This window comes from Empedobacter sp. UBA5036 (genome assembly GCF_002415215.1).
Taxonomy (GTDB): domain Bacteria; phylum Bacteroidota; class Bacteroidia; order Flavobacteriales; family Weeksellaceae; genus Empedobacter; species Empedobacter falsenii_B.
In genome coordinates this window covers 122,783-134,678 of record NZ_DICC01000068.1, presented here as the reverse complement: position 1 = coordinate 134,678, position 11,896 = coordinate 122,783, and the positions used below count along the sequence as shown (strand labels likewise).

General features: G+C 31.6%; 10 protein-coding genes and 1 pseudogene. 7 read left to right on the top strand and 4 right to left on the bottom strand.

From position 1 onward, the window contains the following. From B4J88_RS13345 to B4J88_RS13335, 3 genes and pseudogenes are all read left to right on the top strand, one after another. Window positions 1–196, top strand: a pseudogene (locus B4J88_RS13345) (IS982 family transposase); the annotation flags it as partial. A gap of 85 nt (window positions 197–281) precedes the next feature. Beyond that, entirely contained in the window at window positions 282–926 is a 645-nt protein-coding gene (locus tag B4J88_RS13340; protein WP_125350533.1) for a DUF5715 family protein, read from the top strand. Window positions 927–969: 43 nt separating this feature from the next. After that, on the top strand, window positions 970–1,551 hold the full coding sequence (locus tag B4J88_RS13335; RefSeq protein WP_180906330.1) for a DUF5715 family protein: 582 nt from the start codon (window positions 970–972) through the stop codon (window positions 1,549–1,551). Here the strand turns inward: B4J88_RS13335 and B4J88_RS13330 are convergent. Next, a complete protein-coding gene (locus B4J88_RS13330; protein WP_291067828.1) occupies window positions 1,532–2,722 on the bottom strand; it encodes an MFS transporter in 1,191 nt (396 codons plus the stop codon). The genes B4J88_RS13335 and B4J88_RS13330 overlap by 20 nt on opposite strands. 202 nt (window positions 2,723–2,924) lie before the next feature. Between B4J88_RS13330 and B4J88_RS13325 the strand changes: the two genes are divergently transcribed. The 4 genes from B4J88_RS13325 (at window position 2,925) to B4J88_RS13310 (ending at window position 9,834) form a co-directional block, all read left to right on the top strand. After that, window positions 2,925–4,478 (top strand): calcineurin-like phosphoesterase C-terminal domain-containing protein, encoded by a 1,554-nt coding sequence (locus B4J88_RS13325; RefSeq protein WP_291067827.1) that lies wholly within the window; start codon window positions 2,925–2,927, stop codon window positions 4,476–4,478. A gap of 244 nt (window positions 4,479–4,722) precedes the next feature. Continuing rightward, window positions 4,723–7,926, top strand: a complete 3,204-nt coding sequence (locus tag B4J88_RS13320) for a SusC/RagA family TonB-linked outer membrane protein (RefSeq protein WP_291067826.1) — start codon at window positions 4,723–4,725, stop codon at window positions 7,924–7,926. Window positions 7,927–7,949: 23 nt separating this feature from the next. Beyond that, the gene (locus B4J88_RS13315; RefSeq protein ID WP_291067825.1) at window positions 7,950–9,401 is read left to right on the top strand and encodes a SusD/RagB family nutrient-binding outer membrane lipoprotein; all 1,452 of its coding nucleotides are present in this window, start codon (window positions 7,950–7,952) and stop codon (window positions 9,399–9,401) included. A gap of 85 nt (window positions 9,402–9,486) precedes the next feature. Next, a complete protein-coding gene (locus B4J88_RS13310) occupies window positions 9,487–9,834 on the top strand; it encodes an MmcQ/YjbR family DNA-binding protein (protein ID WP_291067824.1) in 348 nt (115 codons plus the stop codon). Here B4J88_RS13310 and B4J88_RS13305 read toward each other — a convergent pair. The 3 genes from B4J88_RS13305 to B4J88_RS13295 are packed head-to-tail and all read right to left on the bottom strand — an operon-like array spanning window position 9,831 to window position 11,835. After that, on the bottom strand, window positions 9,831–10,856 hold the full coding sequence (locus tag B4J88_RS13305) for an isochorismate synthase (RefSeq protein WP_286495620.1): 1,026 nt from the start codon (window positions 10,854–10,856) through the stop codon (window positions 9,831–9,833). The two genes, B4J88_RS13310 and B4J88_RS13305, sit on opposite strands and share 4 nt — an antisense overlap. Further along, entirely contained in the window at window positions 10,849–11,271 is a 423-nt protein-coding gene (locus B4J88_RS13300; RefSeq protein WP_219034304.1) for a PaaI family thioesterase, read from the bottom strand. Before B4J88_RS13300 ends, B4J88_RS13305 begins: the two co-directional genes overlap by 8 nt. A 3-nt stretch (window positions 11,272–11,274) precedes the next feature. After that, complete coding sequence (locus tag B4J88_RS13295; RefSeq protein ID WP_286495621.1) at window positions 11,275–11,835, bottom strand: 1-acyl-sn-glycerol-3-phosphate acyltransferase; 561 nt, start codon at window positions 11,833–11,835, stop codon at window positions 11,275–11,277. Between the last annotated feature and the right edge of the window lie 61 nt (window positions 11,836–11,896).

Genomic DNA, 11,896 nt, shown 5'->3' with positions numbered 1-11,896 from the left:
AAAGTATCGAAAAAGAAATGAAACGTGATTTTCTCAACTATGTGATCAGTTTATGATTAGACGAAATTATGCAAAGACTATCGAAGGGTTTACAACCAGAATTTTAGCTAAAATTACTGCTCTTACTGTGTTTCAGTACATTAATAAATCATACTTTAATCGAAATATTAATAATCTAAAATCCCAAATTATATAAAATGCACTACGGGTTAAATATTATAATTTTTAACAAGTCTTTATTAAATTGTAACTTCTAATTTTGTCGCGTAATAATTTAAAACATGAAAAAATTAATTGCCCTTTCTTGTCTTTTTAGCGGAATATTTATTTCAGCTCAAAGTCAAGAAAGTTACATTTTAGCAGAAAATTCTGCCTCTTCATCCACTTCTATCTCTACAAAAAAAGTAACTTATGACGACCATTTAATGGCAGCAGAATCATTCAACGTTCCAATCGTGAAGAGTTTTGATGATATTGAAGGTTTAGTTGCTACAAAAAAATTAGTTGCTATTCCTGAGGAAGGAAATGGGTACACAATTGAAAAATTAACGCACAGTAAAGCTTTCTTAAATAACAGAGCTAAAACTGTTTTAGAACGAATTGCTTCAAAATTTTTGGACGAAAATAATGCTACAATTACTGTAACTTCACTTACTCGTTCAGAGGAAAGTCAAGCAAGTTTGAGACGAGTAAATAGCAATGCTGCAAAAGGTGAAAGTTCTCACAACTATGGAGCTTCTTTTGATTTGTCTTATACAAAATTCAATAATAAATATTCGTATAGCAAAACTCATCGTGATAATTTAGAAGCAATTTTAAAACAATTGCAAGATGATGGCAAAATTTACTATATCAAAGAATATAGACAACACTGTTTTCATGTAACGGTTCGTAATCCTGATCAATTTAAATCAACAACAATGTAATATATAAAAGTTCTTTTCTATTTTTGCAGAAGAGAATTGAATCATGAAACAATTTTTAACAACGTTTTTTATTTGCTCTTCTTTATTCGGTTACGCTCAATCGCGAGTTGTTATAGAACCTTCTAAAGAATATGTTCAGCATTTGAATGCCGCAAAATCTCATAAACTTGAGCTAATTGATGGTGATAAAAAGTTGAACAAGTACATTAATCAAGGTAAATTGGTTAAAATAAAACAGCGTGGTTATGGTTGGCGAGTTGGAGATTTAACGCATAGTCATTCATATCTTATTCCAAAAGGTCGAGATATTTTGACAAGTATTGCAAGTGATTTTGTAAAAGCAACAGGTCAAAATTTTTTCGTTGTTACATCGATGACACGAACGCTACATGATCAAAATCGTTTGAGAGGAATTAATAAAAATGCATCTTCTAACGATAGTTCGCATAATTTTGGTGCTGCTTTTGATATTTCTTATGTTAGATTTAATCATAAAATTAGACCTGATTCTAAACTAGAAAAAGAATTAGAACAAGTGCTAAAAAATTATGTCAGAACAGGCAAAATTTACTACGTAAAAGAATCTAAAATTAGATGTTTTCATATTATCGTTCGGAATTATTAAATTCTGAACGATTTTTTTTTGTTTGTAAATAATAACTATACAATAACCCTATAAACACAAACAAACTACAAAAACCAAATAAGTTTGACATTCCAAATAAACTGATAACACCACCAATTAGAGGTCCTGTAATTCCCAATGAAATATCAATAAACAAGCCGTACGCAGCTAAGGCAGCTCCTTTACTATTGTCCGAAACCAACGCTACAGCTTCTACTCCCATTGCAGGGAAAACTAATGAAAAACCAATTCCTGTAATTCCAGCACCAATAAGAGCTATAAATGAATTTGGTGCGCTAAAAAGAATTAACAGACCTATCGTTTCGACTATCATGCAGATAATTCCTACTTTTAATCCTCCTAATGTATTAATTGAACTATTAAAAAATAATCGTCCTACGATAAATAATAAGCTGAAAACACTTAAGCATAAAGCTGCATTCGACCAACTATAAAAGTCGTAGTAAAGTGTTATAAAATTGGAAATTCCTCCAAATCCAAGACCTGCAAGTGCTAAACAAATTCCAAAAGGAGCAACTGTTTTCAATACACTTATAAATGGTTGCGGAACTTTTGAAACTGCAGTTAATATATTTTCTTTATTTCTAGCTAAAAAATAACCTATAATCGCACAAACAATACTAAACAAACCAATAAAACCAAGTCCAAAATATTGATTTAAAATTACACCCAATGGTGCGCCAATTGCCAATGCACCGTAACTTGCAACACCATTATAAGAAATCGCTTTCGCTGTATGTTGTTGTCCAATTTTTAAAATTGCCCAGTTTATCGGACTTCCACCTACCATTCCTTCCGCTGCTCCAGTAACCAATCTCGCAAGTACAAGAATAGCTAATGACAGAAAATGATTGTTTCTTGTAAAGTAACAAAAGTATAATAAAACTCCAGCTAAAATAAACAAACTCATACTTAATAAAACGGCTGGTTTAGGACCTTTTGTATCAACAATTTTTCCCGCATAACCTCTCAAAATAAAAGTTGTCACATATTGCAAACTGATTACAATACCCGCTACAAGCTCGGTAAAACCTAATGTTTTTGTAATAAAAATAGGTAAAATAGCCAATGGCAAGCCTATCAGTAAATAACCTATAAATGAAAAGCTTACATAACCTATAATTTGCATGAAAATTTGTCGTGAACTCATGCTTAATTTCTCTTCCATAATATAATGCAATCGGTTGCAAATTTAGACTATTTAATAATGAAAGGCAATTATTCATCCATTATTAACTTTGAAAATATGTTATTCTTATTTACTTAAATTTAATCTTTACTTATTGTTGTGTTAATCCGAAACCCGCATAAAATATAGAATTTTAGCATCTACAAAACAAGAGATTCACACAATGAAAAAAATCGTATTATCGCTGGTATTATTTGGAAGTTTTTATACTTCTGTCAACGCTCAACAACTTGCTAAAGGAATTGTTTTTGAAGATAAAAATCAAAACAACAAATTCGATAAATCTGAAAAACGTTTATCGAATGTACAAGTTAGTAACGGAAAACAAGTTGTTTCGACAAATGATAAAGGAGAATATCAAATCGAGATTGACAACGAAACTATTTTGTTTGTCATTAAACCAACAAATTACAAAGTTCCGACAAACGAATTCAATCAGCCGCAATTCTACTACATCAACAAACCTAATGGTTCTCCAAAATTAGAATATGCAGGTTCTTCTCCGACTGGAAACACTCCAAAGAGTATTGATTTTGCTTTAATTCCTACAAAGGAAAACGAAAAATTTTCTGCTTTAATTTTTGGTGATCCTCAAGCTTATACAGAAGAAGAAATCGAATATTTCTCTAAAGGTGTAATTGACGATGTTAAAGGAATAAAAGGAATGGAATTCGGACTTTCTTTAGGAGATTTGGTTGGTGATGATTTGAATTTGCATCCATCTTATATAAAAGCTGTTTCAAAAGTTGGTTTGCCTTGGTACAATGTAATGGGAAATCACGATATGAATTATGATGCAAAAGAAGATCAATATTCGGATGAAACGTTCGAGAAAAATTTCGGTCCAAATAATTATTCATATAATATTGGTAAAGCACATTTTATTGTTTTAGATGATATTTTATATCCTGATCCTCGTGATGGAAAAGGATACTGGGGAGGTTTCCGTCCTGATCAATTAGAATTCATTAAAAATGATTTAAAATTTGTTCCAAAAGATCATTTAATCGTTTTAACATTCCATATTCCGTTGCGTGACACACGTCCAGAAGATAGAAATCAATTATTCGAATTGTTAAAAGATTACCCAAATACAATTTCAATGTCTGCTCATACACATTTCCAAGAACAGATTTTTTATGCAAATCAAGATGGTTGGCAACAACAAAAACCTCATCACGAGTACAATGTTGGAACAACTTCTGGTGATTGGTATTCGGGACCGAAAGATGCAAAAGGAGTTCCAGCTTCTACGATGCGCGATGGTACACCAAAAGGTTATGCTTTTTTACATGTAGATGGTAATCAATATAAATTTGATTATAAAGTTGCAAATTCACCAAAAGAAAAACAAATCGATCTGTACCACACAAAAAAAGTAAAAGAAGGTAAACGCAATCGTGCTTTTTTATATGCTAATTTCTTTATGGGACATGAATCAAATAAAGTGGAATATCGTGTAAATAATGGTGAATGGAAAGAGATGAATTGGGATCCAACAGTTGATTACAATTATATGGAAACCATAATGAAAATTGATAATGCAGAAATTACAAATATTGGTAACAGACCTTCTGCTCCAGAAATTTCGAAACATATTTGGTCTGTTCGTTTACCGAATAAGTTAAAAGCTGGAACTTATCCAATTGAAGTTCGCGCAACCGATTTGTACGGAAATACTTTTACAGAAAAATCTTCTTTCGAAGTTATCAAATAATCGTTTTATACACATCTTGATGAGCCACTTCAAACGAAGTGGCTTTTTTAAATAAAATATTCCACAATTTATTCATGTTAAATAAAAATCAATAAACCTTTACTCAAATGTAAAACTAATATCAAGACCTCTATTTTAGTAATGTTTACTTAAAAATCTCTTAACCATGAGTTAAACAACTTCATAAACAGAAGTTCTAGTTTTGTTAAAATTTTTAACACATAAACATTTCATTTTTACAGTCATGAAGCAATTAAAATTACCACTACTTCTACTAGGTGGATTTTTAAGTTTACACGCCAATGCTAAAACTTATACCAAAACAGATTATCATCAATCGATTTCTCAAGATCAAAATCCAATCAAAGGTCAAATCGTTGATCAAAACGGATTAGGAGTTGCAGATGTAGAAATCATCATCAAGGGAACATCTTTTAAAACATTTACAGATGGAGATGGTTTTTTCGAATTTGTTTCAGTAAATGTTGCTCATCCTACATTATTGGTAAATTCATCTCAACACAAATTTATTGAATACACACCGAAAGATATTTCTCAGATAAGAATTACTTTACAAGAAGAATCTAACCAACTGAATGAGGTAATTGTCACTGCTTTAGGGATAAAGCGAGAGCAGAAAAAATTAGGATTTGCACAACAAAATATAGGTTCAGAAGAACTTGCTACAGCAGAAGCGAACAATTGGTCTTCAGGATTAAAAGGAAAAGTAGCAGGTCTTAATATTATTTCTGGAGGAAATGGACCAATCAATTCTCAACAAATTATTTTACGCGGAGCAAATTCAATAGATCAATCAAAAAATTATGCTTTAATTGTCATTGATGGTGTTCCAATGAGTACAGAAATGACTTCTTCTGGAAACAATACTGCTTATATGGGCGATGATTCTCCTATCGATTTTGGTAATGGTATTTCTGATATTAATCAAGCAGATATCGAAAGTGTAACCGTTTTAAAAGGACCTTCAGCAGCGGCGCTTTATGGAAATAAAGCTGCAAATGGGGCTTTAATTATCACTACAAAATCAGGTAAAAAAGGTAAACAATTAGGTTTAGAATATAAATCAACTGTAGCTATTGACGTTATTAACAATTGGCCAGATTTTCAATATGAATATGGTCAAGGAACTGGAAAAAGTTTCGATAAAAACGGGAATCCTTATTACTCGTATCAAGCCTCAGCAGATGGTCCAAACACAGGAAGTACTTCTTCTGCATTCGGACCAAAATTCGATGGGCAATCATTTTTCCAATATGATCCAACTTTAGAAAAACAAGGAACTGAAAGAACTTTATGGCGTGCCTATAAAGATAATAGAAAAGGGTTTTGGCAAACAGGTTTTACTTTCAGTAATGCAGTTACACTTTCTGGTGGAAATAACAAAGGAAGTATGAGAGCTTCTATTGGACATCAGAAAAATAGCTGGATTATGCCAAATACTGGCTACGAAAATTATACTGCAGCTATTAATGGAAACTATCAAGTAAGTGATCGTATCAAAGTTTCGACGGCTTTAAACTATACTCGCAAAACAAGTGATAATTTACCAGGAACTGGTTACAATAATGGATCTATTGCTTATTTTATGATCTTCCAAAATCCAAACGTAGATTTAAATTGGTACAAACCAATTTGGCAAAAAAATTACGATGGTGTAAAAATGATTCGTCCTTATAGTTCTTACATGGATAATCCTTATGCTATTGCTTACGAAGCTGTTAATCCATTAAGAAGTAATCAATTGATTGGTAATATTAAAGCCGATTTTAAATTAAGTAACAAACTAAGTTTAATGCTTCGTCCTGCAATTAATACCTATACACAATTACGCGAACAAAAACGTCCATTTGATATGAATCGGACGCCAAAAGGTTATTATAAAAGACAAGATGTTTCTAAGACAGAAACAAATATCGATTTCTTAATGACCTATACAGATAAATGGGGCGATTTTGGATTTACAGCCAATGTAGGAGGTAATAGAAAAAATTATGAATATAAAAATCTAACCGCTTGGGTAGATGGACTAGCTTCTCCTGGTGTTTATAAACTTGCGAACGGACTAACTTCTCCTTTTGCTAGAACTTCTGATTCTAATTTAAAAGAAAATTCATTATACGGAATGGCTTCTTTTGGATGGAAAGATATGATTTTCGTTGATATAACAGGTCGTAATGATTGGAACTCTTCTGTTGCATTAAAATACAGTTCATTCTTCTATCCTTCTGTTTCATCAAGTTTCATATTATCTGATTTATTCAAAATAAAAGGACCTATTAATTATTTAAAATATCGTTTATCATTTGCAAAAGTAGGTAATGGAGGAACTCCTGGTTGGACAAATAGATATTATGATCAGAGTGATTTTGCTGGATCTGCAGTTGTACAAAACAGATTATTTAACCCAGATATAAAACCAGAATTAACCACAGCTTGGGAAACTGGTTTTGAAGCTTTATTATTCAAGAAAAGACTAAGCTTAGATTTCACTATTTATCAACAAAGTACAGAAAATCAAATTATAGAATTGCCAAATGATATAACAACTGGATACTCGAAGAGAGTTGTTAATGGTGGTGAAATAGAAAACCGAGGAATCGAAATAGCCGCTTCATATACAGCTATAAAAAATAATAATTTTAGTTGGAAAATGTCTGGAACTTGGACAAAAAATGAAAATAAAGTAAAATCTTTGGTCGATGGAATTGAAGATGATCAAATGATTCTTGGTCAATCTGGAACTGTTTATCAAATTGCAAAAATCGGTGGATCTTCAACTGCTTTATATGGAGAAAAATTTGTTAGAAACGAAGCAGGACAAATCATTTATGACAAAAAAACTGGTGTTCCTATTAAAAATGGATCGTTAGAATACGTTGGCGATGCAACTCCAAAATGGCGAGCAGGGTTTACAAACGAATTCAAATACAAAACATTGCGTTTCAGTTTTACTTTAGACGGACAATATGGTGGAATTGTCTATTCACAAAGTTACCATAAAATGATGGAGCAAGGAAAACTAGCAGATTCTTTACCAGGTCGCGAAGATGGTTTTATTATTGGTGACGGTGTTGTTTTAAACTCTGACGGAACTTATTCTCCAAATACAACAAAAGCCGATGTGGCAACTTATTATGCAGAATATAATCGTCGTGCAAATGTAGAATCTAACTCATTCGAAGCTTCATATTTAAAATTAAGAGATGTCAGTTTAACATTTGATTTCCCTAAAAGATTATTATCAAAAACAGGTTTACAAGCATTGTCATTAACAGTTTACGGACGCGATTTATTTACCATTAGTGACTTCCCTTTATATGATCCTGAAACAGCATCATTAAACGGTAACGTTTATGTACCTGGAGTTGAAATGGGGCAAATGCCATCAACTGCAACATACGGAGTTACTCTAAAAGCTTCATTATAATTTACAACATTCAATTTATTAAAATGAAAAAGATTTCAATTCAACTATTTTTTGCCTTCACTATAATTTCAACTGTTTTCTCTTGTACAAACGATTTTGAGAAAGCGAATGAAGATCCAAACTTAATCACAGAAATTAATTCAGGTTCCGTTTTAAATCCTGTATTATATAATTTAGCTGAAAACAATGTTCTAAAAAACTATGATATCACAGCACAATTAATGCAAGTACACATCCCTTTTCCAAGCAATGCTATGGGGCTTCATAGATATGATGTAACAACAGGAACAGGAAACTCTACTTGGAATAATGCTTATAAAAATCTCGTAAATTTAGAAGAAATGTTGAAGGTTTCTGAAAAAGAAGGAGATGTAAATTATCAAGCAATTGCATTGACGCTTCGCTCATTGGTAATTTCTAATTTAACCGATATGTTTGGCGATGTTCCTTTTACAGAAGCAGCAAAAGCCGAAGAAGGTATTACAAAACCTAAGTTTGACAAACAAGAAGATATTTATAAGCAATTAATTAATGATTTAGAAAAAGCAAATCAATTATATGTAACTAATTTAGGTCTGAAATATGGTACAGATATTTTATTCCCAAGTAGTGAAAAAAACATCAATATAACACGTTGGAAAAAATTTACCAATTCATTAAAAATGAGATTATTATTAAGAATCTCTAATCGTGATGCATCTGCTTTAACAGAAATAAAAAAAATCATTGATAATCCAACAACTTATCCAGTTTTCGAAAGTGAATCAGAATCTGCAATTTTACAAATTTCTGGATTAGCACCAAGTTTTTCTCCTTGGCCAAGAGCGCAAGATTATAGAGATAGTAGAACATTCACAACTTTTTTTATTGATAAAATGAACGAAACCAACGATCCTCGTTTACCAATTTTAGTCAATAAAGCTTCTAATTTGGATGGTTCTTCATTAGGTTACAAAGGAGTTCCTGCAGCTTACGAAGGAAATAGTTCTGATTACAAATTCAATCCGTCATCTCCTAACAATGCAATTGTTATCGCTCCGATGAAAATTCCATTAATGACTTATGCTGAAGTTGAGTTTATAAAAGCTGAAATGGCTCAAAAAGGTTTAGGTGGTGATGCAAAAACTCATTATGATAAAGCTGTAAAAGCTGCTGTACAATTATGGACGAATATCGAGCCTACTGCTGAATTTATGGCACAAGAAAAAATTAAATACAACAATACGTTAGAACGTATCATCGATCAAAAATATTTTGCTTTATTCTTTACAGATTACCAACAATGGTTTGAATATAAAAGAACTGGTTTTCCAAAATTACCGACAACTTCTACCATGTTGAATGATAAAAAAATGCCTCGTCGTATGCTTTATCCAACAAGTGTTAGAAATTATAACCCAGAAGGCTATCAGAACGCACTTCAACAAATGGGACCAGATAACATCAATACGCGTGTTTGGTGGGATGTAAATTAATTGCATACATTCCACATTTAATAGAAAACGACCTTGTAATTAAGGTCGTTTTCGTTTTATTTGTATCTTCACTAAAAATATTTTTATGCATATAGAAGAGTTAAGAGAGTTTTGTTTAGGACTTCCATTGGTCGAAGAAAAATTTCCTTTTGATCAATCTACTTTGGTCTTTTATATCGCTGGAAAAATGTTTTGCCTTTGTAATATTGACGATTTTGATTCTGTAAATATCAAATGTGATCCAGATAATGCAATCGAATTACGCGCAAATTTCGAAGCTGTAATTCCTGGTTATCACATGAACAAAAAACATTGGAATACTGTTAAAATTCATCAAGACGTGAAAAACATTCAAATCAAAGAATGGATAAAAGATTCTTATAATTTAGTCATCTTAACTTTACCAAAATCTAAACGTCCTAAGTTGATTTAATTCTCTGTTTTCACCAACAATTCACCTATTGTTTTTGATTTCAGTTCTGTTTCTCGCCATTCATTTTCAGGAATAGAATCGGGCATAATACCTCCTCCTACATACAAATTTACTTTATTAGAATAGATTTTTGCACATCTAAGATTAACAAAATACTCCGATTCTGTTTTATTTTGAAAGCCCATAAAACCTGCATAAAAAGTACGATTATAGCCTTCGTTTTCGAGAATAAAATCTTTTGACAGATCCTTTGGCATTCCTCCTACAGCAGGCGTTGGATGCAAAGCTTTCAACAAGTCATACAGCTGAGATTTGTCTTTTAATTGAGCTGAAATAAATGATTTCAAATGTTCAAAAAATCCTGCATTTACCGAAAATGGTCCGTCCACATCAATGTAAGAAGTATAAGGTTCTAAAGTTGACGAAATATAATCAGTTACTACTTGTTGTTCGTGATATTCTTTCTCTGTCCATTCATCTTCTTTTGCTTTTGTTCCAGCTAAAGAAACAGTTTGTATAAATTGATTATTTTCTTTCAATAAAAGCTCTGGCGAAGCTCCAATCCAACAACCTTCTTCTGTATCAAATCGCAAATACACATAGGCATTTGGATAATGTTGATGTAAATTTTTAAAAGTTTCAACTAAATTAATATTCGTTTCTGGAAGTGAATTGATTCGACTAATTACAATTTTTTTAGTTGGTGAATCACTTTGTAATTCTTCAACTGTTTTTTGAATTAAATCAATATAATTTTCATACGAAATTGCTTCATTTTTGTTTGATTCTGGTAAAGAAAGTTCAAAATTTGGTAATTCATTTATTCCAATATCTATAACCTCATTATCATTAAATTCAACCAATTTTGTATTATCGAAACTATTACAAATAAACTTGTTATCCGATTCAAAATCTTTATTTTCCCACAACTCCACTTGTGTAGAATTTGGTTTTCTAAAAAGAAGAAAAGGTTCTTGATTCTGAATTAATCTTTCAAGTTTATCTTGAAATTTTTTAAACATGTTTTTTAGAAATAATAGCGTTTGTTAAATGTGTATAACAGATTAATTTATCGTTTTCATCTTTGATTTCAATCTTAATCAAATGCGAAGTACGACCTTGTTTTACGACTGTTGCATGCCCAAAAATTGTTCCTTCCTTTTTTGGACGAAGATGATTTGCGTCAACATGTTGACCAACCGCCACAAAATCATCCGAATGTAAAATAATATTTGACAATGTACTTCCCAACGTTTCCGCCAAAACGATAGAAGCGCCTCCATGCAATAACCCAAATGGTTGATGAACTTTAGGCGTAACAGGCATTTTTCCTGATAAAAAATCTTCTCCAACTGCCGTAAATTCTATATCTAAAGTTTCAAGTAATGTATTTTTCGAAATTTCATTGAACTTCTGTAAAATATCTTGTTCGTTCATAATTTAATGTATTTTTGGGTTATAAAGTGCTGGATGTTTTGCCCTAACTTTTTTGTAAAAATCTTGAATTTCATCCATCACATCTTCTAAAGTTCTGTTTTCTGTTTCTACAATTTTTGAAATTCCAGCTCTTTTTTTCTTGAAATCACAATAAGCCAAAACAATCGGAACATCTGCTTTTTGCGCGATATAGAAAAATCCATTTTTCCACTTTTCTGCACGAGAACGCGTTCCTTCTGGTGTATTAATTAAATATAATTTATCTGATTCTTTCAAAATATCTGAAGCAAAATCGACCATATTATGTCGTTGAGAACGATCAATTCCGATTCCGCCCATTTTCTTTATAAAATATCCATACCAAGGTTTTGTCCAAGCATCTTTGATAAACATTTTCATTGGAATTCCCATTTGCCAAAAAGCCAAAATAGTATAGTAAAAATCCCAATTGGAAGTGTGCGGAGCGCAAACCAAAACGCATTTATCTACTTTCGATAGATCGAGATGATTATCTAATTTCCAACCTCCTAATGAGTACAAAAGTTTGCCTAAAATTTTTTTCATAAAATGATGCTTTATGCATTTGCAAACATACAAAACTCGAAACGGATATTAGTCAATGTAA

Bases quoted from the DNA above. Each gene is read 5' to 3' on its own strand.
- B4J88_RS13340 (WP_125350533.1), top strand. From the start codon at position 282: ATGAAAAAATTAATTGCCCTTTCTTGTCTTTTTAGCGGAATATTTATT.
- B4J88_RS13335 (WP_180906330.1), top strand. From the start codon at position 970: ATGAAACAATTTTTAACAACGTTTTTTATTTGCTCTTCTTTATTCGGT.
- B4J88_RS13330 (WP_291067828.1), bottom strand. From the start codon at position 2,722: ATGAGTTCACGACAAATTTTCATGCAAATTATAGGTTATGTAAGCTTT.
- B4J88_RS13325 (WP_291067827.1), top strand. From the start codon at position 2,925: ATGAAAAAAATCGTATTATCGCTGGTATTATTTGGAAGTTTTTATACT.
- B4J88_RS13320 (WP_291067826.1), top strand. From the start codon at position 4,723: ATGAAGCAATTAAAATTACCACTACTTCTACTAGGTGGATTTTTAAGT.
- B4J88_RS13315 (WP_291067825.1), top strand. From the start codon at position 7,950: ATGAAAAAGATTTCAATTCAACTATTTTTTGCCTTCACTATAATTTCA.
- B4J88_RS13310 (WP_291067824.1), top strand. From the start codon at position 9,487: ATGCATATAGAAGAGTTAAGAGAGTTTTGTTTAGGACTTCCATTGGTC.
- B4J88_RS13305 (WP_286495620.1), bottom strand. From the start codon at position 10,856: ATGTTTAAAAAATTTCAAGATAAACTTGAAAGATTAATTCAGAATCAA.
- B4J88_RS13300 (WP_219034304.1), bottom strand. From the start codon at position 11,271: ATGAACGAACAAGATATTTTACAGAAGTTCAATGAAATTTCGAAAAAT.
- B4J88_RS13295 (WP_286495621.1), bottom strand. From the start codon at position 11,835: ATGAAAAAAATTTTAGGCAAACTTTTGTACTCATTAGGAGGTTGGAAA.